The following is a 24,623-nucleotide window of genomic DNA, read 5'->3' as shown; positions in this document are numbered from 1 at the left end:
GCGGTTAGCGATAGGGTGCGTCGGCTTCAAGGTTCGCGGCGATTGCCCGCTCCCACTTGTCACCATTCGCGAGCAGCTTGGCCTTGTCATAAAGCAGCTCCTCGCGGGTTTCGGTTGCGTATTCGAAGTTCGGACCCTCGACGATGGCGTCCACCGGGCATGCTTCCTGGCAGAAGCCGCAGTAGATGCACTTCGTCATGTCGATGTCGTAACGCGTGGTCCGGCGGCTGCCGTCCTCGCGCGGTTCGCTCTCGATCGTGATCGCCTGTGCGGGGCAGACAGCCTCGCACAGCTTGCAGGCGATGCAGCGTTCTTCCCCATTGGGATAGCGGCGCAGCGCATGCTCACCGCGGAAGCGCGGGCTGAGCGGGTTCTTCTCGAACGGGTAGTTGATCGTCACCTTGGGCTTGAAGAAGTACTTCAGCGTGAGGGCGTGCGCCTTCACGAACTCCCACAGGGTGAACGATTTGATGTAGTGAGCGACGCTCATGCGGCGGCTCCGTAGTGGCCGGTTGCCATGAGGTAACCGGAAATGAGGACAACGAAGATGAGGCTGATCGGCAGGAAGACCTTCCAGCCCAGGCGCATCAGCTGGTCGTAGCGATAACGCGGAACGGTGGCCATGACCCAGCTGAACATGAAGAAGAAGAAGAATGTCTTCAGCAGCAGCCAGATGATACCCGGCACGTAATACAGCGGCGCCCAATCGATCGGGGGCAGCCAGCCACCGAAGAACAGGATCGCGTTGAGCATGCACATCAGCAGGATGTTTGCATACTCACCCAGCCAAAAGAGCGCGAAGCTCATCGAGCTGTATTCGGTCTGGTAACCGGCGACGAGCTCGCTCTCCGCCTCGGTAAGGTCGAAAGGAACGCGCTGCGTTTCGGCAAGGCAGGAGATGAAGAACATCACCCACATCGGGAAGAGCAGCAGGTTGAAGACATAGCCGTTGACGATGCCGAGGCCGTGGCCCTTCTGCGCCATCACGATGTCGCTGAGATTGAAGGTGCCGGCGTAAAGCACGACGCAGACGAGGATGAAGCCGATCGAGACTTCATAGCTGATCATCTGTGCCGATGCGCGCATGGCCGAGAAGAAGGGATACTTCGAATTCGAAGCCCAGCCCGCCATGATCACGCCATAGACCGACAGCGAACTGATCGCGAGGATGTAGAGCAGGCCGACATTGATGTCCGCCAGCACGACGCCTGCATCGAAGGGGATCACCGCCCAGGCGGCCAGTGCGACGGTGAACGTCACGATCGGCGCGAGGATGAAGATGCCCTTGTTGGCAGCGCTCGGGATGATGGTTTCCTGCAGGAAGACCTTCAGACCGTCGGCGAACGACTGCAGCAGGCCGAAAGGCCCGACCACGTTCGGACCACGGCGGAGGTTGATCGCCGCCCAGACCTTGCGGTCGACATAGATGATCATGGCCACTGCCAGCATCAGCGGCAGTGCGATGAGCAGGATGCCCGCCAGCGTGGCGACGGCCCAGGCCCATTCGTAGCTCATGCCGAGGGATTGGAAGAATTCGGTCATTCCGCGGCCTCCGCCAGTTCACCGCCGTGGAGCAGTTCGCTCGAGCAACGCTGCATCACCTCGCTCGCGCGGGCGATCGGATTGGTCAGGTAGAAATCCTTGATGGGATAGGCGTTCATCGTGCCCTCGGCCTTCGCTTTGGCATCGGGTTTGGGCAGCGCGCCGTAATCGGCCAGCCCTTCTTCGCCCAGCGCCGGTACTTCGGCAATCATGGCCGACTGGAGTTCGGCAAAGCTGTCGAAACCGACTTCGACCTTCAGCACATCGGCAAGAGCACGCAGGATGGTCCAGTCTTCGCGGGCGTCGCCCGGAGCGAAGACGGCCTTCTCGGCAAACTGCACGCGGCCTTCAGTGTTGACGTAGGTCCCATCCTTTTCCGCATAGCTTGCACCCGGCAGGATGATATCCGCCGCATGCGCACCGCGGTCGCCGTGGTGGCCGATGTAGACCTTCAGCGCATCGGCGAAGGGTTCGAAATCCATTTCGTCCGCGCCGAGGCTGAAGACGACCTTGGGCTTGGCAGCGACGATATCCGCCATGCCGCCCTTTTGCGCGAAGCCGAGCATCAGGCCGCCCATTCGCGCGGCGGAGAAGTGCAGCACGTTGAAGTCCGCGCCCCAATCGCTCGCAAGCGCCAGCGCCTTGGCATGAGCACCCTTGAGGGCACCGCCGCCGACGATCACGGCGCCGCGCTCGGCAGCCTTGAACGCCTCTGCGACATCACCCGGCAAGTCGTTGAGAACAGACAAGTCATTGCCGAGGAAGGTGGCGGGATAGGTCGTATCCCACTCGGGTCCGACGACAAAAACTTTGGCGCCGCGCTTGACCGCCTTGCGGATGCGCACGTTCACCAACGGGGCTTCCCAGCGGATGTGGCTGCCCACGATCAGGATCGCGCCAGCCTGCTCCAGGCCTTCGAAAGTCGAGTTGAAGTTGACTGCCGCAAGGTTCGAAACGTCGTAGTCCATGCCGGTCTGGCGGCCTTCGATCAGGTTCGAACCGCAGGCCTTGAGCAGCGCCTTGGCCGCGAACATCGTCTCGCAATCGACCATGTCACCGGCGATGGCAGCAATCGACTTGCCCGGCTTGGCCTTGGCGATCGCCTTGAACGCCTCGTCCCAGCTGGCAGCCTGAAGCTTGCCGCGCTTGCGCATAAAGACCTTGTCGAGACGGCGCTTGGACAGGCCGTCGACCATGTAGCGGCCCTTGTCGGACAACCATTCCTCGTTCACCGCATCATTGACGCGCGGAAGCGCACGCATGACTTCACGGCCACGGCTGTCGAGGCGAATGTTCGCGCCGACGGCGTCCGACACGTCGATGCTGAGCGTCTTCTTGAGCTCCCAAGGACGCGCCTCGAAAGCATAGGGGCGCGAGGTGAGCGCACCGACCGGGCAGAGGTCGATCACATTGGCCGACAGCTCGTGTTCGGCCGCCTGCTCGAGATAGGTCGTGATCTGCATGTCCTCGCCGCGGCCGACCGCGCCGATTTCGTCCACGCCCGCGATTTCCTCGCTGAAGCGCACGCAGCGGGTGCAGTGGATGCAGCGGGTCATGACCGTCTTGATCAGCGGGCCCATGTATTTTTCGGTGACGGCGCGCTTGTTTTCCTCGTAACGCGTCGCACCGCGGCCGTAGGCGACCGACTGGTCTTGCAGGTCGCATTCGCCGCCCTGGTCGCAGATCGGGCAATCGAGCGGGTGGTTGATCAGCAGGAATTCCATCACGCCTTCGCGCGCGGTCTTCACCATTTCGCTGTCGGTGCGGATTTCCTGGCCTTCGGTAGCCGGAAGCGCGCAGCTTGCCTGCGGCTTGGGCGGCCCGGGCTTCACCTCGACGAGGCACATGCGGCAGTTGCCGGCGATCGACAGCCGCTCATGATAACAGAAGCGCGGGATCTCCTTACCCGCGAGCTCGCAGGCCTGGAGGACGGTTGCGCCCTCAGGTACTTCGAGTTCCTGGCCGTCTACTGTGACCTTAGGCATCGTCGTCCTTCGTTTCTTCGTCAACGGCAGCGACCGGCGCGGTCGGGCCGTAATGCATGCGCGCCCACAAGCCGTCTGCAACGACTGTGCGCACCATGGAGGTAGAGATTTCTGCGTCGGCGATGCCTTCACCCGCACATTTCACAAGCGCGGGGGAAAGCGCATCGATCGCTTCATTTTCGTCGTCTGAACCGGGGCGGCTGCGGAGCAGCGCGTCCGCGCTCGCCGTGCCATGCCTGACAATGCAATCCGAAAGCTTCGCCGTGGATACTGCGCCCGGATGGCGACCGGTCGCATAGTACCGGTTCTCGAGATATTCGGGCGCATCAGCCGTCAGCGCCAACGGATCTTCCTGGTCCATCAGGTAGACTTCTTCCGCCATAAGGTTGCGCAGGGTGCGCAGCGGTATGGTCATCCTGATCGACAGGGTACGAAACTTTGCCGCTCGCCCAAGGCAATCGGCCACGTCGAGTTCGTCGAACATGCCGTCGGCATCAAGATCTTCCACCTTGTAGAAGTCGATTCCCATAGTGTCGCTGTTGGCGAGCAGATCGCGCGACAGGTCCTTATTACGGTAAACCACGCAGCGCGCGACCGACTTCTGCATGAGCCGCGTTTCGGTCACGCTGGGCGTTTCCGCCTTCCGCTTGAAGCGCGTGCCGATTTGCTGCTCGTCACCGCGCTCGGTGCGCTCCTGCGACTGTGCCGATGCCGGCGTCGCCATCGGCGCCGCCAGTGCCATCGAACCGAATATCAGGGCTGCGACCCTCATCATACTTCCTTCCCCTCCTCGTTCGCTGCCACCAGCAGCCTGTAACTGGCAGTGGCCAGCATCGAGCGCATACCGAACGGCGATGCTTCAAGAGCAGCGCCGCGCGTGCATGCGGCCGAAACCGGCTGCAATTCTGCCAGAGCTTCGATTTCCTCGCCCGAGTTGATCTCGGTGTCGAAGAGGATTGCGACCAGATGCGGTGCACCGCGTGCCATGCACTGGGCAATGGCGTCAGTACGGGAATAGGTGGGGACATCGCCTGCCAGTGCCGCCATCGAAAGGCGCTGCAGCAGCGGTTCGTCATCCATTTCGATGACCTGCTCTGCCAGACCGCCGGCAAACGGGAGCCCGCCGAGCTCGATCTTGCGGTAGGAACGCGGCATCGCATTGAAGCACTCCGAAGACACGCGGGCCTTCGCCAGCGCCTTCATCTTGTTGCGATACTCATCCGAACGGAAGTCGAGTGCGAGAACTTCGCGCACTTCGTCGGTACGTTCGTTCGCGATGCATGCAGTCCATGCCTCGACCGCCGCGCGCTGTTTCGAGACATCGGTCTCGTTTTCGCGCGAACGTGTCTGTGCCGTCGCAGACGTCGCTGCAACTGCCGCCAACGCAATCGAGGCTACGAGGCGCTTCATTCGGCGGCCTCCGCGAACTTGGCATTGTGCTCTTCGATCCGGCGCTCAAGCTCGGGGCGGAAGTGGCGGATGAGACCCTGGATCGGCCACGCTGCTGCATCGCCCAGCGCGCAGATGGTGTGGCCTTCGACCTGCTTGGTGACCTGCTGCAGCATGTCGATTTCCTCGATTGCAGCATCGCCGGTGCGCAGGCGTTCCATCATGCGCCACATCCAGCCCGTGCCTTCGCGGCAGGGGGTGCACTGGCCGCAGCTCTCGTGCTTGTAGAAATAGCTGAGGCGCGAAATCGCGCGGACGATGTCGGTCGACTTGTCCATCACGATGACACCTGCCGTGCCGAGGCCCGAGCCGAGGTCCTTGAGACCATCGAAATCCATCGGAGCGTCCCAGATCTGCTCTGCCGGAACGAGCGGGACCGACGAACCACCCGGGATGACGGCGAGGAGGTTGTCCTTTCCGCCGATAATGCCGCCGCAGTGTTTTTCGATGAGCTCGCTGAACGGGATACTGAGGGCTTCTTCGACCACGCAAGGCTTGTTCACATGGCCGCTGATCTGGAAGAGCTTGGTGCCCTTGTTGTTCTCGCGGCCGAAGCTTGCGAACCACGATGCGCCGCGCCGCAGGATGGTCGGGACGACGGCGATCGATTCCACGTTGTTAACTGTGGTCGGGCAGCCATAGAGGCCCGCGCCTGCCGGGAACGGCGGCTTGAGGCGGGGCTGGCCCTTCTTGCCTTCGAGGCTCTCGATCATCGCGGTTTCTTCGCCGCAGATGTATGCGCCCGCGCCGCGGTGCAGGAAGACGTCGAAATCATAGCCCGACTTCGAGGCGTTCTTGCCGATCAGGCCAGCGTCATAGGCCTCGTCGATGGCGGCCTGCAGCGTTTCGGCTTCGCGGATATATTCGCCGCGAATGTAGATGTAGGCCGCCCTTGCCCGCATGGCGTAACCGGCAACCAGCGCGCCTTCGATCAGCTTGTGCGGATCGTGGCGGATGATCTCGCGGTCCTTGCACGAACCGGGCTCGGATTCGTCGGCGTTGATGACGAGGAAGCTGGGACGACCGTCCTTCGATTCCTTCGGCATGAACGACCATTTCAGGCCCGTCGGGAAGCCCGCACCACCGCGCCCGCGAAGGCCCGAGGCCTTTACTTCCTCGATGATATTCTCGTGGCCGCGGGCGATCAGCGACTTGGTATCGTCCCAGTCGCCGCGCCCTTGCGCTGCCTTCAGGCCCCAGTCCTGGAAGCCATACAGGTTGGTGAAGATGCGATCCTTGTCAGCGAGCATCTTTATCTCCGGTGGGGGTAGCGGCGAGAACGCCTGCCCCGATGCAAAACATAACCAGCCCGACGATCATGAACCCGTCGCCGAGTTGCGCCGTACCCTGGTAAATCAGAATTCCGCCAGCGATGACCAAAACGCTTGCCACTGCAAGCGTCAGGCGCGCAGCCATGCGGACTTTCGGCGAGTGGATCATCCAAGCCCCCCGAACACGAAAAGTGCAGCCGCGACCAGAATCACCACCAAGGCGATCGTCTTGACGATGCCCTTGAATACCTTCCACGCGATCACGACAGCGATCAGCGCAAGGATGATGGTGAGCCAGTCGTAACCCATTACCATTCACCCCGATAATCGTGGTTTTCCTCGGTCATTTTCTCGAGCGAACTCAGCGCGTTCGCAGGCTCACTTGTGTGACGACCGGGCTCCTGCGTTCCAGCCTTGGGCTGCTCACCCTTGGCCAGAGCATCGAGGATGGTGTCGAGCCGCTCGGGCGTGAGGTCTTCGTAATTGTCGTCGTTGATCTGGACCATCGGCGCGGTGGCGCAATTGCCCATGCATTCGACTTCGGTGAGGGTCCACAGGCCGTCTTCCGACACGTGACCCTTCTTCATGCCGCGCTTCTTGCAAGTTTCGAACAGGCCGTCCGAGCCACGCAGCATGCAGGGCGTCGTGCCGCAGACCTGCACGTGGTACTTACCCACCGGCTTCATATTGTACATGAAGTAGAAGCTGGCGACTTCGAGCACGCGGATGACCGGCATGTCGAGATAGTCGGCGACATATTCGATCACCGGCAGCGGCAGCCAGCCCTGCGTATCGGTTTCCTCGCCGACCTGGCGCTGGGCAAGGTCGAGCAGAGGCATCACGGCAGAGCGCTGACGCCCCTCGGGATAGCGCGCAATCGCCTTGTCCGCGCGCTCGCGGTAGCTTTCGGTAAACTCGAAAGCCCCCCAGCGCTCGCGCAGCTCGGGAGTATCGGGTGCGGGATTACGGTCAGCCATTAGCGGTCACACTCCCCGAACACGACGTCGATAGCGCCGAGGATGGCGGTGGCATCGGGCAGCATGTGGCCTTTGCTCATGAAATCCATAGCTTGAAGGTGGCTGAAGGCCGTCGGGCGGATCTTGCAGCGATAGGGTTTGTTCGACCCATCACTGACGAGGTAGACGCCGAATTCGCCCTTGGGGCTTTCGGTGGCGACGTATACTTCGCCGGCGGGCACGTGGAAGCCCTCGGTGTAGAGCTTGAAGTGGTGGATCAGCGCTTCCATCGACTGCTTCATCTCGGCGCGCTTGGGCGGCGAGACCTTGCGATCGGTGCTTGCGACCGGGCCGGTCGGCATATCACGAAGGCACTGCTTGATGATCTTCGCGCTCTCATAAACTTCCTTCACGCGCACCACGAAGCGATCGTAGCAGTCCGAATTGGTACCGACGGGAATGTCGAACTCCATCCGGTCGTAGACGTCGTAGGGCTGCGACTTGCGCAGGTCCCACGGGATACCGGCAGCGCGGATCATCGGGCCGGAGAAGCCCCACGCCAGCGCGTCTTCCTTGGAAACGACCGCGATATCGACGTTGCGCTGCTTGAAAATGCGGTTGTCGAGCACGAGACTCATCGCATCGCCGAACAGTTCGGGCAGGCGCGTATCGATCCACTCGCCGATGTCGACCAGCAGTTTTTCGGGCACGTCCTGGTGAACGCCGCCCGGACGCAGCCATGCGTGGTGCATACGCGCCCCGCTCATGCGCTCGAAGAAGTTCATGCAGTCTTCGCGCAGCTCGAACACCCACAAGTTCGGCGTCATCGCGCCAACGTCCATGACGTGCGCGCCGATATTGAGCATGTGGTTGCAGATGCGGGTCAGCTCGGCAAACAGCACGCGCAGGTACTGGCCGCGCTCGGGCACTTCGACATTGAGCAGCTTCTCGATCGCGAGGATGTAGCTGTATTCCTGCGCCAGCGGCGAACAGTAGTCGAGGCGGTCGAAATACGGCAGCGCCTGCAAGTAGGTCTTGTGCTCGATCAGCTTCTCGGTGCCGCGGTGCAGCAGTCCGACATGCGGATCGATACGCTCGATGATCTCGCCGTCGAGCTCCATGACCATGCGCAGCACGCCGTGCGCAGCAGGGTGCTGGGGCCCGAAGTTGATCGTGTAATTGGTGATCGTTTCATCGCCGGTAGTCGGCGATTCTTCGATTTGAAGACCCGTACTCATGCGCAGATCCAATTGCCGGAATAGTTTTGCGAATTGCCGCCTGCCTGGCTGACGACGACATTGGCGGCGCGGCTCTGGGCCTCGCCAGCTGCAGGAGCGACCTGGACGGTGAATCCTTCACCGGTAAAGGTCGTGCCCGACTTGATCGATGCGAGGCCGCCAGGACCCGCATCGGCAACCACCAGGCTACCGCCCAGACGAACCACTGCCTTGCCGGGAACGGTAGGCTCTTTCATGCCTGCGGCCATGATCAGCTCGTTGCCATCGGCCATGAAGGTACAGCTTCCTTCGCGCGGGCCGAGGTTCACGCCGCCGATATCGCCAAGCTTCTGGAGCTGGGTCAGGTCGGCATTCTGGGGCGGAACCGCGACAGCGACGCTCGGCGCGTTGGGATCGGGCTGAGCCGGATCGAGCGCGCCCGGAGCTGCCTGACCGCCCTGCCCGCCGATACGGTTGGCAAAATCGTCAGCGCTTTCCTGCTGCGCAGGTTCGCCCGAACACGCAGCAAGCGCGATCAGCGAGAAAGAAAGGACGGCGGCGCGGATCATTCGTCACCCTTCTTCGGTTCGGTAGCCTTGGCCGTATCGGTGGTCTTGCCCTTGCGCTTGGCGCGCTTGGGCTGGTCTTCGGTCGGCTCGGGTGCGGGTGCATCGACATCCGCGTCCTTTTCCGCCGGAGCCGCCTTGCTCACCTTTTCGGCCGCATGCTTGTCGGTCTTGGCGCCGGCACCCGTGTCCGAGGTCTTCTCGGTGGTCTTGGGCTCGTCGATCGGCGGCATATCCGCCTTCTCGTCACCCGGAAGCACGTAATCGGCACCTTCCCACGGGCTCATGAAGTCGAACTGGCGCAGGTCCTGTGCAAGTTCGACCGGCTCGTAGACAACGCGCTTCTGGTCTTCCGAATAGCGCAGCTCGACATAGCCGGTGAGCGGGAAGTCCTTGCGGAAGGGATGCCCTTCAAAACCGTAGTCGGTAAGGATGCGGCGCAGGTCCGGATTGCCATCGAACAGCACGCCGTACATGTCGAACACTTCGCGCTCGAGCCAGCCTGCATTGGGCCACAGGGTCGTGACGGTCGGCACCGGCGTATCTTCCGACGCGGAGCATTTCACCATGATACGGCTGTTCTTGGTGACCGACAGCAGCATGTAGACGACTTCGAAACGCTCTGCGCGGCTCGGGTAGTCGACCCCTGCGATTTCCATCATCTGCTGGTAGTCGAAATCGTCACGCAGGATGCGCAGCGCATCCTCGATGCTGGCACGGTGCACGGTGAACAGCAGTTCGCCATGTTCCTCGTGCGCTTCGACAAGGTGATCACCGAGGGCAGACGAGACGCTGCCCTTGAGCCCTTCGATCAGCGTGAAGCGGGGTGCGGAATGAAGCGTTGCCATGTCTTCGCCCTTACCTCTCGATCGTGCCCGAACGGCGGATCTTACGCTGCAGCTGCATCACGCCGTAAAGCAGCGCTTCGGCTGTCGGCGGGCACCCCGGCACGTAGATGTCGACCGGTACGATGCGGTCGCAACCGCGAACGACGCTGTAGCTGTAATGGTAGTAGCCGCCGCCATTGGCGCAGCTGCCCATCGAGATGACGTATTTCGGCTCCGACATCTGGTCGTAGACCTTGCGCAGCGCCGGGGCCATCTTGTTGCACAGCGTACCGGCAACGATCATCACGTCCGACTGGCGCGGAGAAGCGCGCGGAGCGACACCGAAACGCTCCATATCGTAGCGCGGCATGTTGACGTGGATCATCTCCACCGCGCAGCATGCGAGGCCGAAGGTCATCCACCACAGCGAACCCGTGCGGGCCCACTGGAACAGGTCCTCGGTCGAAGTGACAAGGAAGCCCTTGTCGTTCACTTCCGTCTGGAGAGCGTTGAAATAGTCCTGGTCGGGCTGACGCACGTCGCCGGCCTGCGCGGTCGGCTGGATCAGCGCATCACGGCCATGGGGGGAGGAAGTCATCTGCTGGCTCATATCAATCCCACTCCAGCGCGCCCATCTTCCATTCGTAGGCAAGGCCGATGGCCAGGATGCCGAGGAAGATCACCATGGAGATCCATCCGGCCCATCCGGTCACATCGAGACTGACTGCCCACGGGAAGAGGAAGGAGGCTTCGAGGTCGAAAAGGAGAAACGAAATCGCGACAAGGTAAAAGCGCACGTCGAACTGGCTGCGGGAGTCGTCGAATGCAGGGAAGCCGCATTCGTACTCGCTGAGCTTCTCTGCATCGGGTGCATGCGCACCGGTCAGCCGCGATACGCCCATCGGCAGGAACACGAAGAGCGCCGAAAGACCTGCAGCAATGAACAGGAAGATCAGGATCGGAAGATATTGTTCGAGGTCGACCACGTATGATTCCGTCTGGGTAAGGTTCGCGGCCCGCCTCTAGGCCCGTAGCGTGACAGGTGCAAGGGCAAGGACGCGCCGATTTCCCGCGAATTTTTCAATACAGGTTGAACTTGCTTTAACACCTTGCCAGCAAGAACCTTCGGAAATCGTTCCAGGGGGATTATCAATACCATGCTGAAGAATGCCATCATGGGCTTTGTTGGCGCCGCCGCCTTTCTGTCCGCAGCTCCCGTAGCTGCACAGAACATCACCGCCGACCTCGACCAGATCGCCGATGTCCTGCAGGACGAAGGATACAAGGCGAAGATCGACGAAGGCGACGGCCAGCGCTGGATCGAAAGCGCGATGTCGGGATACACCTACATCATCCTGCCCTTCGGCTGCGATGATGCAGGCAACAACTGCAAGTCGATCCAGTTCTATGTGGCATTCGTTCCGACCAACAAGCCGACGCTGGAAGAAATGAATACCTACGCCGCCGAAAACCGCTTCGGCCGCGTCTATCTCGACGATGAAGGCGATCCGATCATCGAGATGGATCTTGACCTCGAAGCGGGCGGCATGTCGCGCGAACTGTTCCTCGACAATCTTGCCTATTGGGACACGATCATGGTCGCGTTCGGCGACTTCGCGTTCAGCAAGGACCCCGAGTAAGGCTCTCTAATCCGCGAGGGGGAGCCGCCTGATCTGCGTAGGAACAGGCTCCTTCCCCTCGCCGAGAACTCCGGCGACATATTTGTCCCACTGGCCATTGCCGACATAGTATAGCGCGCTTTCACCAAGATAGCCGCCGAGTGGCTCGGTCCATTCACCATGCGCCATCTCCAGGATGCGATGGCCGACTACCCTCGTCCCGTCATCGGACAGATCGAATTGCGAAATCCGCATCGGGCTGGTGCCGTTCTGGATGGCGATCAACGAGTTGCCACGCCGGAAAAGCGCGTCGGTGCCGTCGAGGATTACGGCAATATCGGCGCGCAGGCGTGAAACCTGGCGCTTTGCGAGTTCGATGATCGCGATCCCGTAGCGATAATCGCTGACGTAAAGCCGCTTGCCGTCTTCGCTGGTTACAAGGCCTTGCGGAGAGCGAAGGGTCCCCGGCTCAAGCAACGCCTCGATGGCATCGCGTTCGGGGCCGAGGAAATAGACCCCGCCGTTGAGCGGATCGCTGGCATACAGCGTCCCGTCCTCTGCGCGATGGAGATCGGACAGGACGACATTGTCCGGTGCCTCTACCCGTGGCCCTTGCGGACCCTTGAGCCCTGACATCAAGCCCGAGAAGTATTCTTCCTCGTCATCTGACTGATCGACATTTCCGGAAGCGACCCAGATATCGCCCGTTGCCCGATCATAGACGATGCCGGTCAGATTATCCGCGCCATCGAGTTCGACCTGGGTCCACGAACCATCAGGCATGATCCCCCAGAGCGAACGCGTGGCGATCGAGGTGACGGCGACCCGCCACTCCTCGACATCGACCAGCACGCTTTCGACAAGGCCGGCCTCGGCGGGCACGGTCCAGGCGACTTCGCTGTTCTCGACGGGCTCGGGCGGAGAAAGAAGCAACGCCGCCGCATCCTCGGCCAGTTCCTCGCCGATCAGCTTGGGAATTTGCACCCGCGCAACTTCGCTGAACACATAGCCGCGCTCGTTGAGCCACACGAGCGTTTCGATCATCGCACCGCCCTCGCCCGCCTGCAGCTGGGCGTTGAGCAGGCGCAGCTTCACACTGCTGCTATCCGGGAAAGCCTCGGACAAAGCTGTCAGGCCAGCAATGTCTCCAATCTTGCCGGTCTCGGCATCGACCGGTCGCCAATCTGCTCCCGTATGTGCCGGTTCTGAAACGGATGCGATTTCGCCATCGTCCACCGCGCACCCGCTCACGACGAGCGAGAACGCAAGCGCGGCGAGCGAAGCCCGCATCACTTCATCATCGTTTTGACGGCTTTCTCGGTCGCGGCGCCATAGGGAGGCTTGAAGCCACCCAGCTTGGCAACGTCGATCTTGGGCTGGGTATAGACGCTGCGCGCGTGGCTGAACTCGCGGAAGCCTTCGACACCGTGATAGCTGCCCATGCCGCTCGGACCCACGCCGCCGAACGGCAAGTCTTCCATCGATACGTGGAAGATTACGTCGTTCACCGTGACGCCGCCGCTGATGGTCTTGCTCAGAACCTGCTTACGCTCGTCGCTGTCCTCGCCGAAGTAATAGAGGCCGAGCGGGCGGTCGTTCTCGTTCACATAGTCGATCGCCTCTTCGATGCGGCTGTAAGTCTTAACCGGCAGGACAGGCCCGAAGATCTCTTCCTGCATTGCCTTCATGTCGTCGGTCACGCCCTTGAGGATCGTGAGCGGCATCTTGCGCGCGTTGCTGGACCCAAAGTCTTCGTTGCCGGGATTGACCTCGATCACCTCGGCGCCCTTGTCGCGCGCATCAGCCACCATGTCCTGGAGACGGTCGAAGTGGCGATCGCTGACGAGGCTGGCGTAATCCTCGTTCTCGAGCATCGTGGGATACATATTTGCAGTGCCCTGCCAGACACCGTGGATCGCCTCGTCCTGCTTGCTTTCAGGCACATAGAGATAATCGGGCGCAAGGCAGATCTGCCCCGCATTCATCATCTTGCCGAGCGCGACCCGTTCGCCTGCCTTGGCGAAGTCGGCGCTCTCGCCCATGAACACAGGGCTCTTGCCGCCGAGTTCGAGCGTGACGGGCACGAGGTTCTTCGATGCAGCTTCCATGACCTTGCGGCCAGTCGCCGTGGAGCCGGTGAAGACGAGGTGGTCGAAAGGCAGCTCGGAGAATGCCGCAGCAACTTCCGGACCGCCGGTGAAGACGGCGCATTCGTCGGGAGTGAAATATTCCTCCACCAGTTCCTCCATCAGGAGGCTGGTTTTCTCCGTGAATTCGCTCGGCTTGATCATCGCGCGATTACCGGCGGCGAAAATCTGCATGAGCGGGCCGAAGGTGAGGTTCACGGGGAAATTCCACGGGCTGAGAATGCCGACCACGCCCTTGGGCTCGTAACGCACCTCTGCCTTGGCCCCCAGCAGGCCGAGCGGGAACTGGACGCTCCGCTTGCTCGGCTTGGACCAGCCATCCATCTTCTTCAGGCAGTATTTCCCGAAATTCACCGTTCCCGCGATATCGGTGATCATCGACTGGTGCGGCGACCGGTTGCCGAAGTCGGCGCTCATGACCTTGCACAAGTCCTCGCTGTGTTCGGTCAGCAGGCGCATCGCCCGCTTGATGCGATCCTTGCGCAAGTCCATCGGCTCGGGACGCATCTGGGTGTGAGCGGAACGCTGCTTGCGGAGCACATCCTGCATTTCGATGGTCTTGTTATCTGCCATTGCCCACTCTCCAATTCGTCTTTGTTGCGCTGCAGCAGTGCAGGGCCTATCTGGGCGGGAGATATTCCAGACAACAAGGACCAGCACAAGCATGTCTCAGTTCAGCGCAACCGACCCCGTCGTAATCCTGTCCTACGCCCGTACTCCGATGGGCAGCATGCAGGGTGCCCTCGCCGATGTTTCCGCGACGGACCTTGGCGCGACGGCCGTCAAAGCAGCGGTCGAGCGTTCGGGCGTGCCGGTCGACAAGTTCGATCGCACCTACATGGGCTGCGTCCTGCCGGCCGGCCTCGGCCAGGCCCCTGCCCGCCAGGCCTCGATCAAGGCAGGCCTGCCCAAGTCGGTCCAGGCGACCACGGTCAACAAGGTCTGCGGCAGCGGCATGCAGACGGTCATCATGGGCGCCGAAGCGCTCGCCAGCGGCACCATCGACTATGTCGTTGCAGGCGGCATGGAGAGCATGACCAACGCGCCTTACCTGCTCAAGAAGCACCGCAGCGGCGCGCGCATCGGCCATGACACGGCCTATGACCACATGTTCCTCGACGGGCTGGAGGACGCCTATGAGGAAGGCCGCGCAATGGGCACTTTCGCGCAGGACACGGCGAACGAATACCAGCTCACGCGCGAGCAGATGGACGATTACTCCATCGAGTCGCTGCGCCGCGCCAATGCCGCGATCGAAAGCGGTGCATTCGCCGACGAAGTTGCCGCCGTCACCTTCTCCACCCGCAAGGGCGATGTTACCGTCGACACGGACGAGGCACCGGGCCGCGGAAATCCGGACAAGATCCCGCAGCTGCGCCCGGCATTCGCCAAGGACGGCACCATCACCGCAGCGACCTCCTCGTCGATCTCGGATGGCGCTGCTGCCGTTGTCCTGACGCGCGAGAGCGTCGCGAAGGAAAACGGCCAGGAGCCGGTCGCCAGAATCGTCGCCATGGCCGCGCACGCGCAGGAGCCGAGCGAGTTCACCGTCGCTCCGGTCGGCGCGATCAACAAGGTCCTCGAAAAGGCCGGTTGGTCGGCTGACGACGTCGACCTGTGGGAAGTGAACGAAGCCTTCGCTTGCGTCGCCATGTTCGCCATGCGCGACATCGGCATCCCGCACGAGAAGATCAATGTGAACGGCGGCGGCACCGCGCTGGGTCACCCCATCGGTGCGAGCGGAACGCGTATCATCGTGACGCTCCTTGGCGCGCTCAAGGCGCAGGGCAAGAAGCGCGGCGTGGCTTCGCTGTGCATCGGCGGTGGCGAAGCGACCGCGGTCGCAGTCGAACTCGTCTAATTTTCTCAGGACCCTTCGCCGCCCTCATTGCGTTGGTGCGGCGAAGGGAGACAAAAATGAAGAAATTCCTGATCCTTGCCGCTTGCGGCGCTCTCGCTGCTTGCGGGTCGAACGATGCCGACGAGGCAACCGAGACAATCGAAACCGATGTAGCCGTGACGGATACGGCTTCCGCCGATCAGATGGCGGGCACCTATGAAGTCACGAAGGAAGACGGCTCGGTCACGCGTCAGCGTGTCAATGCCGACGGCACCTATGTCGACACCGATCTCGAAGGCAATGAAACCGAACGTGGCACCTGGCGCCAGAACGGTGAACAGCTTTGCTACGATCCCGAAGGCGCCGAAGGCGAGACCTGCTGGACCGGCGGCGTACAGAGCGCCGATGGCACTTTCTCGGCCTCGACAACCGATGGCAGCGTGACCACCACGGTCCGCAAGATCGAAGACTGACCAGCTTTCAAATCGGAATCAGGAAAAGGGCGGCCGTGAGGTCGCCTTTTTTTTCGTCAGGGTTCGCCCGCGCCCCACAAGCGGTTTCGCAGGACCCAGCCACCGCGATTGCCCACGCTGAATTCGCACCAGGTCGAATCGCAATCTCCAAGCTCGCCGACGACACCTGGCTCGAGCCGCCATTTGATTGCGGCAGCCGCCTCAGGTTCCGCGCGCAAGGCAGTCTCGCCGTCACCGATGACGATCGCGCCCCGGGCCGGATTAAGCTGGCGCTGCGCCACCCAGCCCTGCGTACCGTCGGGCTCCTGGATTAGCCGCCAGCCTTCCATGACGCGGATGACCTTCACCGGAAGACCCTTGCGCCGGTAGACCCAGTCGATCTTGTATTCCTGGCTCGGTCCGACGCGCATGTTCGTCTCGTCATATCGGATCGTCGCCCAATAAGGCACCTCCCGGTCCTGCGCCTGGGCAGGAACGGCGGCAGCGAGAAACGCTGCGATTACAAGACCTAAACGAAGCAACATTATCCCCTCACCCTAATGCCGACGCGAATCCCCATCAAGCATCGCTTGACCCGTCCAATGCGAAAAGCGTAGCGCGAGTGATTGCATGGAAACGACAAACAACGCCTCAGCAGTGCCTAACAGGCGCCTCGATCGCAAACCACGCGTCGTGGTCACCCGCCGCCTTGGACCGGCCGTGGAAGATCGCATGGGCGAATTATACGATGTCACCCTGAACGCCAGCGATATGCCACTCACGCGTGACCAGCTGGTGGAAGCGATCCAGGATTGCGACGTGCTGGTGCCGACCGTGACCGACACCATCGATGCAGAGCTGATCGAGGCGGCTGGCAAGGATCTGGGCCTAATCGCCAACTTCGGCGCAGGCACAGAGCATATCGACCTCAAGGCCGCGGCAAGCCAAAAGATTATCGTCACCAATACGCCGGGCGTCTTCACCGACGATACGGCCGACATCACCATGGCCGGCATTATCGGTGTTCCCCGCCGAGTGCGCGAGGGCGTGGAACTTATCCGGAGCGGTGAATGGACCGGCTGGGCACCAACGGCCATGCTAGGCCGCAAGCTCGGCGGGAAGGTTCTCGGCATCGTCGGCATGGGCCGGATCGGCCAGGCAGTGGCGCACCGTGCGCGCGCTTTCGGGCTCGAAATCCTCTATCACAACCGCAAACCGCTGCCGGTGGCGATCGAGCGCATGTTCGGGGCGACCTATGTCGACAATCTCGACGATCTGGTGGCCCAGGCGGATATCCTGACGCTGCACTGCCCTTCGAGCCCGGACACGCGCAGGATTATCGACCAGCGGCGCATCGAACTGATGAAAGAGGGCTCGAGCATCATCAACACGGCGCGCGGCGATCTGATCGACCAGGAAGCCTTGATCGCCGCCCTCGAAAGCGGCCATCTGGCCGGCGCTGGCCTCGACGTCTATCCGGACGAGCCCAATGTCGACCGCCGCCTGATCGGCCACCCGAATGTCATGACCCTGCCGCATATCGGCAGTGCCACGCGTGAAGGACGCGAGGAATCGGGCATGAAGGTCATCGCCAATATCCGCATGTGGGCCGATGGTCATCGCCCGCCCGACCAGGTTTTGAGCGGGCTGGACTGACAGCCCTTGCCCGTGCCGGCGCATGCTGTAAGCGATGCCCACCATGGATGAATTCACTTCCCAGATCGAAGCGCTCGAGCATCTCTGGATGCGCAGCTGGGTCCAGCGTGACCGCAACCAGATGAAGGCGCTTGCCACCCGCGATTTCATCTTCCTGCTGGGCTCCAAGAGCCCCGCCATCCTCGACCGCGCAAGCTGGCTGGAAGCTTCGACCACGCGCTTCCGCTGCAATGGCTATCGCTTCGACGAGGTCTATGTGCGCCGCCACGGAAATGTCGCCGTCTTCGCCACGCGCATGACGCTCGATGCGACCATGGGTGACCATGAATGGTCGGGAGACACCTGGCTCATGGACCTCTGGCAGAAGGGCAAGGTCAGGCGGAAATGGCGCATGGTCGAACGCACGATTTCGCGTCCCGACGCCGACGACAAGATGCCCGAAGCAATCCGCTCGATGCAGCTCTGGCGCTAGGCGCTATCGATTGCGGACAGCCGGTCGCCCAAGGTCTCGACGATCTTCCTGACCGACCGCCTCGAACAGCCGAGTTCGAAATGGCGAAATGGCAGTTCGACCGCCTCATCACGTTCCGTTTCTACGCCTCGTGCGCTCGCGGGAGCGACAATGCCGTCGACCGGAGACCAGAACGCGATGGTATATGCCTCGGGCTTGACCGCAGGATCGTCGGGCAGCGGCGAAGAATCCACGCCGTGATCGGCGATCATCTCGTAGAGGCGCCACGCATTGTTTGCCCTTCGATCACCCGAGAACGGTGTGCCAAGCGTCGCCACCAGTTTCACTTTTGAAGGATGGCTCTGCGCAAGCACGCGTGCGTAGAAACCGCCAAGGCTCCATCCGACAAGGACGGCCCTCTTCCCGTCTGCCTGCACCATGCGATCGAGCACGGTCTCGAGCGACGCGAATTTGGCCGGCGAAATCGTCAGGTTCCGACCGAGCGAAGAGCGGTAGGTATGGAAGCCGGCTTCGGACAGGGAATTGCGCAGGAGCGCGGTCGAGCCGTCACCCGATGCCATTCCCGGCAGGACCAATGCTGGACGACCGTTTCCGATAGGCTCTGAAGGCTCAGGCTTTCGAAAGGGAGCGACGGCAATTTTCGGCAAGGCCAGCGGTTCCGCAAGCCAGCGGATGAGAGGGGGCGCCTTGCTGTCGTCGCTGCCGCCCCCACCCATCTGATCAGTCGCCCGTGAGAATGCGGTCCACGAGTTCCTTCACCGTCGGGGTGAAGTTGTTCGAATAGAACGGATCCTGCTTGAAGCGGTAAGCCGCGTGGCCCGCGAAGGCGAGGTTCTCATCCGGGTCGCCGCCATGGGCGATGTCTTGAAGCGTCTTCTGGATGCAGAAGCTGCGCGGATCGGCGAGCCGACCGGTGGTGTGGTTGTCGTGGTCCTTCCAGCTCGAGAACTGGCAGTGCGACAGGCAGCCCATGCACCCCTGCTGGTCGGCGCGGATCTGCTCGGCACTTTCAGGCGTCACGAAGACGACCGTGTCGTCCGGCGTCTTGAGCGCTTCGGTGAAACCTTCGTGCATCCAGGCCTGCGCCTTGCGCTGGTCGCCCGGGTGGACGAAGAAATACTTCGCCTTGCCGTGGTCCATCAGCGGGATGGTGCCCTCTTCCTCGTCACGCTTGAAGATCGGGATCTGGCGTTCGGACCGGTGCATGAGATCATACAGGAACGGCGTCTTCACGGCGCTGGAGTAGAAACCCGTCGGGCTGAACTTGTGAAGCAGCACGTCGCCCGGCTCGACCGTGCGCAGCATGTCCTTCCAGACCTGCGGGATCGGGCTTTCGTGCGTGAGCAGCGGGCGCGTCCCGAACTGGAAAGCGATCTTGCCGAGCTCGGGATTGTCGATCCAGTCGTTCCATTCGCGCAGGAACCAGACGCCGCCGGCCATGACGATGGCGGTTTCCTCGCTGACGCCTTCCTTGCGCATGGTTTCGCGCAGCGCCTTCACGCGCGGATAGGGATCTTCCGGCTTGGTCGGGTCTTCCGCGTTGGAAAGGCCGTTATGACCACCGGCCAGCCACGGGTCTTCATAGACAACTGCAGCCAGGAGGTCCGGCACCTTGGAATAGCTGCGCTTCCACAAGGCGCGGAAAGCACGGGCCGATGACACGATGGGCAGGTAATAGACGTTATAGCGCTGGGCGATTTCGGCCAGCTTGTACGGCATGCCTGCGCCGCAGGTAACGCCGGTGATCTTGTCGGCGCAATTGTCCAGAACGCCTTCCAGCACCTGCTGCGCGCCGCCCTGCTCCCACAGGACGTTGATGTTGATGGCGCCCTTGCCGTCTGCGATCTCATAGGCGCGGTTCACCTGCTCGGTGGCGCCATCGATGGCGTAGCGCACCAGCTGTTCGAAACGCTCCTTGCGGGTGGCCTGCGGATAGACCTGGGGGATCGGGTTACCGTCCTCGTCATAGCTGTCGGCATTCACCGCGCTGACCGTGCCGATACCGCCTGCAGCGGCCCACGCACCCGAACTCATATGATTCGTGGCGGACACGCCCTTACCGCCTTCGATAAGCGGCCAAACCTCGCGGCCGCCGTAACTTATTGGGCTCAGACCCTTGAAACTCATGAATTATCTCTCTTTTCCGTCGCCGGTCTTACGGCGCTCAGCCCTGCGTCACATTATCGCTGCGGCAGGGTTTGATCTCTCCAGGCTCTGGCCTGTTAGCCGCTGCCTTGAACGCTGCATAGTACCCCGACAATTCAGGCGCGTCCTTGAAGGCCACCAGTTCGTAGCCGACACGCTCCAACTCGCACGACAGCAGCAGCGGATCGATGCCGTGCTGGTCGGTGGGCCGGTCACGGTCGACGATCACGATCTGACCGTCCTGTTTCAGTGCCGGCCACATGCGCCACAGGAACTCGTAGGGCTGTTCGATCTCGTGATACATGTGGACCATGAATATCCGATCGAAGCTGTCCGCCGGTAGTCGGGGATCGGCAAACTCCCCTCGCTGGATCGAGACATTGTCGAGCCGGTAGCGCTCTACCCGGCGCGCGAGGCGGTCGAGCGCCTGCTGGTCGATATCCTGCGCGAGCACGCGGCCTTGCGCACCGACGCGCTCTGCAAGGCGGACCGTGTAATAGCCATTGCCCGCGCCGATATCGGCCACGGTCATGCCTGGCTCTATCTCGGCAAGGTCCATGACCTTCTGGGCTTCGCCGACGCTGTCGCGCTGGTCTTCCGTCGAGAATTGGCTCGAAGTAACCTCCGAGACAGGTCGATCGGGCTTGGGGAACCGCTGACCGCTCTCGCCCGCACCGCCGAACCCGTCGCAGCCGGCTAGCGCCAGCGGCAAGGTGAGAAGGAGGAACGGGCGGAGCCTCATTCGGCGTCTTCCACCTCGACCGTCTCACCGGTCACACGCTGCGCAAGCGCGGCCGAGATGAACGGGTCGAGCGCGCCGTCGAGAACGTCGTCCGGCGTCGGTGACTGCACGCCGGTCCGCAGGTCCTTGACCATCTGGTAGGGCTGCAGGACGTAGCTGCGGATCTGGTGTCCCCACCCGATATCGCTCTTTTCCTGATACTCGCCCGAAGCAGCAGCCTCACGTTCGGCCATCTCGCGTTCGAACAGGCGCGCCTTGAGCATGTTCATCGCGGTAGCCTTGTTCTTGTGCTGGCTGCGATCGTTCTGGCTGGCGACCACGATGCCGGTAGGCTGGTGGGTGATGCGCACGGCACTGTCGGTCGTGTTGACGTGCTGACCACCCGCGCCGCTCGCACGGTAGGTATCGATCTTGAGGTCGGACGGATTGATCTCGATGTCGATATCGTCGTCGATGACCGGATAGACCCAGACCGAGCTGAAGCTGGTGTGGCGCCGCGCCGAACTGTCGTAAGGGCTGATGCGGACGAGGCGGTGCACACCACTTTCGGTCTTGGCATAGCCATAGGCATTCTCGCCCTTCACCAGCAGCGTCGCGCCCTTGATCCCGGCCTGTTCGCCAGCCTGGTATTCCACGGTTTCGATCTTGTAGCCGCGGCGCTCTGCCCAGCGCGAATACATGCGGAAGAGCATCTCGGCCCAGTCCTGGCTTTCCGTGCCACCGGCACCCGCATGGATCTCGATGTAGGTGTCGTTACCGTCGGCCTCGCCCGAGAGGAGGGCCTGGACCTTGTCGCGATCGGCGCGTTCGGCAAGCTTTTCGAGGGAATCGAGACCCTCGCGTTCGATATCTGCGTCACCCTCGGCCTCTCCCATCTCGACGAACTCAATGGCATCGGCCATTTCGCTCTCGATCTCGCGAACCGTGTTGATCGCGGTTTCGAGGCGTTTCTGTTCCTGCGTTATCGCCTGGGCCTGCTTGGGATCGTCCCACAAGGTCGGATCCTGGACACGGGCGTCCAGCTCGTCGAGCTGGCGCAGCGCGCGTTCCCAATCCAGCGATTGGCGCACCAGCGCGAGCGCTGCTTCGATACGGTCGATATGGGCCTGCCCCTCGGCACGCATAACTCAAAGTCCTCAATTGGTTTGCAGGTCCACCTAGCGCGCAGGTGGCGATTGTAAAGGAAAGCGGATCAGTAGATCCCGCCCTGATCCTCGACGAAGTCCGTGGGCTGGTCGTCCCTGCCCTCTGTCCTGTCGCCGGTAATGCCCTGGCGGGCGCGGCGGATCAGTTCGAGGATTTCGCTGCGTTCCGCCGCAAGCTGGTCGGACCGGGTCGAACGTGATGGCTCGGTGTCCGGCTTGAAAGCTTCCCAGATTACCGCGGCCTTGGGATCATCCGAGGGCTCCCCGTCGAACACGCGCTTGCCGGTGCGGCGATCGATCTTGACCATGCGGATACCCGGAGGCGCGATGAAATCGTCTGTGGTCCACCGGTCTCGGGTCGCTTCGATGAAGCGTTTCATGATCGGCGCGGCGGTATTGCCGCCCTGCACCCATCCGCCAAGGTTACGCGGCTGGTCGAAACCGACATACATGCCTGCGATGATGTCTGGCGTCCCGCCGACGAACCATGCGTTGGTCGGGCCATTGGTCGTCCCGGTCTTGCCGAACAGCGGCAGGCCAAGGCTGCGCAGTCGGACGGCGGTTCCGCGCGTTACAACGCCCTGGAGCATGTGAACGGTCTGGAAGGCCGTACGCGGGTCGAGCACCTGCCGCCCGCCCGGCTCGAAGCGCGGCATCGGTTGTCCGTCCCACTCGTCCATATTGCAGCCGGTGCAATCGCGCTTGTCGCTGCGGTATATGACCTTGCCGCGGCGGTCCTGCACGTAATCGATCACGCTGCCTTCATACTGGCGTCCCCAGTTGGCCAGAGCCGCATAGGCATTGACCATCTTGGCGACGGTCGTGTCGCCGGCGCCCAGGGCGAAGGAGTAATAGGGCTCGTAATCACCAATGCCGACGCGGCTGATCGTTTCGGTGACGTTCTCCATGCCGGTGTCATCGGCAATGTGCACGGTCATGAGGTTGCGGCTCTGCTCGAGGCCCCAACGCATCGTGTGTTCGCCGCCGCCGCCGCCACCGAAGTTGCGGAAGCATTTTTCACCGAGCTGCGCACCCTGCCACACGCAGAACGTCTGGTCGGGCACCATCGATGCAGGCGTCATCCCGTGATCGAGAGCCGACGCATAGACGAAAGGCTTGATTGTTGATCCAGGTTGGCGGAGGGCCTGTGTCGCACGGTTGAAGCTGCCCAGGCGGCTGTCGAACCCACCCTGCATTGCCAGCACGCGGCCCGTGCGCGGCGATGCGGCGAGGAAAGCACCAGAAACTTCGGGCACGGCGCGCAAGCGGTAACCAGATCCCGACTTCTCGACCGCAACGACATCGCCGACCTTGATCGACGAGGGTGCCCCCGACAGCGCGTAGTCTTCGCCGTCGGTCAGTCCGACCTTCGGGTCGCTCCCGCCCGCGGTTATGACGCCGATGCGCCAGTCTTCGTAATTGATGGACAGGTTGGAAGACCGCAGCTGTGCATGCAGGTCTCCGTTCTCCGGGTTCAGCGTCGCGATCGCTCCGGTGTAGCCACGGTTGCCGTGATAGCTCAGCAGCTGCGCACGCAGGGCATCGCGTGCCGCGTCCTGGAGTTCGACATCAAGCGAAGTGCGCACCCAGAGGCCGCCGGCATAGACACTGTTGCCAGTTTCGCCGCTTTCGCCGGTATCTTCGGCCGTTTCGCCGAATTGTTCGATCAGCTGGCGTCGTACTTCCTCGAGGAAGTAGCCCGCATCGGCCGAGCGTTCGCTGCGCTGCTGGACGAGACCGAGAGGCTCCCGCTTTGCCGCCTCGGCCTCCGCTGCCGTCACGAAATCATTGGCGACCATCTGGTCGAGCACGAAATTGCGGCGGGTGATCGCCAGATCTTCGTAGCGCGCGCGGCCATAACGCTCGGGAGCCTTGGGGAGGATGGCGAGGAATGCTGTCTCGTGAAGGTCGAGGTCGCCCACATCCTTGTCGAAATAGGCGCGTGCCGCTGCCTGGACACCGAAACTGCGGCGACCGAGCGGGATCTCGTTGAGATAAAGCTCGAGAATTTCTTCCTTCGTCAGCACCTGCTCGATGCGCTGGGCGAGGATCATTTCCTTCAATTTGCGGGTGACCGAGTATTCATCACCAAGCAGCAGGTTCTTGGCCACCTGCTGCGTAATCGTCGAACCGCCGACGGCACGTTCGCCGGAACCGTACTTTGTCGCATAATCGACTACGGCATTCAGAGTACCGGTCAGGTCGACGCCGCTGTGGCTGAAGAAGGTCTTGTCCTCGGCCGAAAGGAAAGCCTCGATCATCTGCTGCGGGAAATCGACATATTGCAGCTGCACTCGGCGTTCGCGCGCGTAGCTATGGACGATTTCCCCGTCGACGCCGCGCACCACGGTCGGCAGCGGCGTTTCGTAATCGAGCAGCGAATCGGCTTCGGGCAGGTTGCGGGCGAGCGAGGCCCAGGCCAGCACCAGCAGGACGAGGCCGATCCCGACCAGATAGGTCAGGACCCGCAGTCGGCGGCTGTCGTGCCAATTATCGCGCATCCACGCGAAAAACCGCGCAGGATCGCCTGTCAGGCGCTGGCGAACATAGTCGAGGCTGGGAATTGCAACCATAATTGGCGACGGCCTCTAG

At 62.1% G+C, this 24,623-nt stretch carries 27 protein-coding genes; 5 read left to right on the top strand and 22 right to left on the bottom strand.

The window, feature by feature from the left end:
- Positions 1 to 4: 4 nt before the first annotated feature.
- The 14 genes from nuoI to ndhC are packed head-to-tail and all read right to left on the bottom strand — an operon-like array spanning position 5 to position 10,799.
- Positions 5 to 490: an NADH-quinone oxidoreductase subunit NuoI gene (gene nuoI / locus K3136_RS01105; protein ID WP_221428374.1), complete on the bottom strand. Its 486-nt coding sequence runs from the start codon at positions 488 to 490 to the stop codon at positions 5 to 7.
- On the bottom strand, positions 487 to 1,542 hold the full coding sequence (gene nuoH / locus K3136_RS01100; protein ID WP_221431095.1) for an NADH-quinone oxidoreductase subunit NuoH: 1,056 nt from the start codon (positions 1,540 to 1,542) through the stop codon (positions 487 to 489). Before nuoH ends, nuoI begins: the two co-directional genes overlap by 4 nt.
- Complete coding sequence (gene nuoG / locus K3136_RS01095) at positions 1,539 to 3,527, bottom strand: NADH-quinone oxidoreductase subunit NuoG (RefSeq protein WP_221431094.1); 1,989 nt, start codon at positions 3,525 to 3,527, stop codon at positions 1,539 to 1,541. Before nuoG ends, nuoH begins: the two co-directional genes overlap by 4 nt.
- Positions 3,520 to 4,302 (bottom strand): hypothetical protein, encoded by a 783-nt coding sequence (locus K3136_RS01090; protein ID WP_221431093.1) that lies wholly within the window; start codon positions 4,300 to 4,302, stop codon positions 3,520 to 3,522. The genes nuoG and K3136_RS01090 overlap by 8 nt, the downstream gene beginning before the upstream one ends.
- On the bottom strand, positions 4,299 to 4,937 hold the full coding sequence (locus tag K3136_RS01085) for a hypothetical protein (RefSeq protein WP_221431092.1): 639 nt from the start codon (positions 4,935 to 4,937) through the stop codon (positions 4,299 to 4,301). Before K3136_RS01085 ends, K3136_RS01090 begins: the two co-directional genes overlap by 4 nt.
- Entirely contained in the window at positions 4,934 to 6,226 is a 1,293-nt protein-coding gene (nuoF, locus tag K3136_RS01080) for an NADH-quinone oxidoreductase subunit NuoF (RefSeq protein ID WP_221431091.1), read from the bottom strand. Before nuoF ends, K3136_RS01085 begins: the two co-directional genes overlap by 4 nt.
- Entirely contained in the window at positions 6,216 to 6,392 is a 177-nt protein-coding gene (locus K3136_RS01075) for a hypothetical protein (protein WP_221431090.1), read from the bottom strand. The genes nuoF and K3136_RS01075 overlap by 11 nt, the downstream gene beginning before the upstream one ends.
- Before the next feature lie 20 nt (positions 6,393 to 6,412).
- On the bottom strand, positions 6,413 to 6,556 hold the full coding sequence (locus K3136_RS01070) for a hypothetical protein (protein WP_221431089.1): 144 nt from the start codon (positions 6,554 to 6,556) through the stop codon (positions 6,413 to 6,415).
- Positions 6,556 to 7,224, bottom strand: coding sequence for a complex I 24 kDa subunit family protein (locus K3136_RS01065; RefSeq protein ID WP_221431088.1), 669 nt, complete (start codon positions 7,222 to 7,224; stop codon positions 6,556 to 6,558). Before K3136_RS01065 ends, K3136_RS01070 begins: the two co-directional genes overlap by 1 nt.
- A complete protein-coding gene (locus K3136_RS01060) occupies positions 7,224 to 8,441 on the bottom strand; it encodes an NADH-quinone oxidoreductase subunit D (protein ID WP_221431087.1) in 1,218 nt (405 codons plus the stop codon). The genes K3136_RS01065 and K3136_RS01060 overlap by 1 nt, the downstream gene beginning before the upstream one ends.
- Positions 8,438 to 8,989 carry a hypothetical protein gene (locus K3136_RS01055; RefSeq protein WP_221431086.1) on the bottom strand — a complete coding sequence of 184 codons (552 nt, stop codon included), beginning with the start codon at positions 8,987 to 8,989 and terminating at the stop codon, positions 8,438 to 8,440. The genes K3136_RS01060 and K3136_RS01055 overlap by 4 nt, the downstream gene beginning before the upstream one ends.
- On the bottom strand, positions 8,986 to 9,834 hold the full coding sequence (locus K3136_RS01050) for an NADH-quinone oxidoreductase subunit C (protein ID WP_221431085.1): 849 nt from the start codon (positions 9,832 to 9,834) through the stop codon (positions 8,986 to 8,988). Before K3136_RS01050 ends, K3136_RS01055 begins: the two co-directional genes overlap by 4 nt.
- A gap of 10 nt (positions 9,835 to 9,844) precedes the next feature.
- Positions 9,845 to 10,411: a NuoB/complex I 20 kDa subunit family protein gene (locus K3136_RS01045; RefSeq protein ID WP_247711393.1), complete on the bottom strand. Its 567-nt coding sequence runs from the start codon at positions 10,409 to 10,411 to the stop codon at positions 9,845 to 9,847.
- Positions 10,412 to 10,424: 13 nt separating this feature from the next.
- Positions 10,425 to 10,799, bottom strand: coding sequence for an NADH-quinone oxidoreductase subunit A (gene ndhC, locus K3136_RS01040; RefSeq protein ID WP_221431084.1), 375 nt, complete (start codon positions 10,797 to 10,799; stop codon positions 10,425 to 10,427).
- Between the two features lie 171 nt (positions 10,800 to 10,970).
- On the opposite strand from ndhC, the gene K3136_RS01035 reads away from it, so the two are divergent.
- Positions 10,971 to 11,453: a YbjN domain-containing protein gene (locus tag K3136_RS01035; RefSeq protein WP_221431083.1), complete on the top strand. Its 483-nt coding sequence runs from the start codon at positions 10,971 to 10,973 to the stop codon at positions 11,451 to 11,453.
- 6 nt (positions 11,454 to 11,459) lie between these two features.
- Here K3136_RS01035 and K3136_RS01030 read toward each other — a convergent pair whose 3' ends face one another.
- Complete coding sequence (locus K3136_RS01030; RefSeq protein WP_221431082.1) at positions 11,460 to 12,722, bottom strand: SMP-30/gluconolactonase/LRE family protein; 1,263 nt, start codon at positions 12,720 to 12,722, stop codon at positions 11,460 to 11,462.
- Positions 12,722 to 14,245 carry a coniferyl aldehyde dehydrogenase gene (locus K3136_RS01025; RefSeq protein ID WP_486659990.1) on the bottom strand — a complete coding sequence of 508 codons (1,524 nt, stop codon included), beginning with the start codon at positions 14,243 to 14,245 and terminating at the stop codon, positions 12,722 to 12,724. The genes K3136_RS01030 and K3136_RS01025 overlap by 1 nt, the downstream gene beginning before the upstream one ends.
- Here K3136_RS01025 and K3136_RS01020 point away from each other — a divergent pair.
- A complete protein-coding gene (locus tag K3136_RS01020) occupies positions 14,244 to 15,440 on the top strand; it encodes a thiolase family protein (RefSeq protein ID WP_221431080.1) in 1,197 nt (398 codons plus the stop codon). The genes K3136_RS01025 and K3136_RS01020 overlap by 2 nt on opposite strands.
- A gap of 56 nt (positions 15,441 to 15,496) precedes the next feature.
- Positions 15,497 to 15,892: a hypothetical protein gene (locus K3136_RS01015; protein WP_221431079.1), complete on the top strand. Its 396-nt coding sequence runs from the start codon at positions 15,497 to 15,499 to the stop codon at positions 15,890 to 15,892.
- A gap of 56 nt (positions 15,893 to 15,948) precedes the next feature.
- Here the strand turns inward: K3136_RS01015 and K3136_RS01010 are convergent, their stop codons facing one another.
- Entirely contained in the window at positions 15,949 to 16,416 is a 468-nt protein-coding gene (locus tag K3136_RS01010) for an SH3 domain-containing protein (protein ID WP_221431078.1), read from the bottom strand.
- A gap of 85 nt (positions 16,417 to 16,501) precedes the next feature.
- Here K3136_RS01010 and K3136_RS01005 point away from each other — a divergent pair, with 85 nt between their 5' ends.
- Positions 16,502 to 17,527 (top strand): 2-hydroxyacid dehydrogenase, encoded by a 1,026-nt coding sequence (locus K3136_RS01005; protein WP_221431077.1) that lies wholly within the window; start codon positions 16,502 to 16,504, stop codon positions 17,525 to 17,527.
- A 43-nt stretch (positions 17,528 to 17,570) separates the two neighbouring features.
- Entirely contained in the window at positions 17,571 to 17,999 is a 429-nt protein-coding gene (locus tag K3136_RS01000; protein WP_221431076.1) for a nuclear transport factor 2 family protein, read from the top strand.
- Here the strand turns inward: K3136_RS01000 and K3136_RS00995 are convergent.
- From K3136_RS00995 to K3136_RS00975, 5 genes are all read right to left on the bottom strand, one after another.
- Complete coding sequence (locus K3136_RS00995; RefSeq protein WP_247711392.1) at positions 17,996 to 18,559, bottom strand: esterase/lipase family protein; 564 nt, start codon at positions 18,557 to 18,559, stop codon at positions 17,996 to 17,998. The two genes, K3136_RS01000 and K3136_RS00995, sit on opposite strands and share 4 nt — an antisense overlap.
- 160 nt (positions 18,560 to 18,719) lie before the next feature.
- The gene (locus K3136_RS00990; protein ID WP_221431074.1) at positions 18,720 to 20,126 is read right to left on the bottom strand and encodes an NAD(P)H-dependent flavin oxidoreductase; all 1,407 of its coding nucleotides are present in this window, start codon (positions 20,124 to 20,126) and stop codon (positions 18,720 to 18,722) included.
- 37 nt (positions 20,127 to 20,163) lie between these two features.
- A complete protein-coding gene (locus K3136_RS00985) occupies positions 20,164 to 20,886 on the bottom strand; it encodes a class I SAM-dependent methyltransferase (RefSeq protein WP_221431073.1) in 723 nt (240 codons plus the stop codon).
- Positions 20,883 to 22,010 carry a peptide chain release factor 2 gene (gene prfB, locus K3136_RS00980; protein ID WP_221431072.1) on the bottom strand — a complete coding sequence of 376 codons (1,128 nt, stop codon included), beginning with the start codon at positions 22,008 to 22,010 and terminating at the stop codon, positions 20,883 to 20,885. The genes K3136_RS00985 and prfB overlap by 4 nt, the downstream gene beginning before the upstream one ends.
- 68 nt (positions 22,011 to 22,078) lie before the next feature.
- The gene (locus K3136_RS00975; RefSeq protein ID WP_425594356.1) at positions 22,079 to 24,604 is read right to left on the bottom strand and encodes a penicillin-binding protein 1A; all 2,526 of its coding nucleotides are present in this window, start codon (positions 24,602 to 24,604) and stop codon (positions 22,079 to 22,081) included.
- Positions 24,605 to 24,623: the final 19 nt, after the last annotated feature.

It is taken from the genome of Qipengyuania gelatinilytica, assembly GCF_019711315.1.
GTDB classification, from domain to species: domain Bacteria; phylum Pseudomonadota; class Alphaproteobacteria; order Sphingomonadales; family Sphingomonadaceae; genus Qipengyuania; species Qipengyuania gelatinilytica.
Note: the sequence above shows the minus strand (reverse complement) of the source record. Positions and strands in the feature narration are given on the sequence as shown.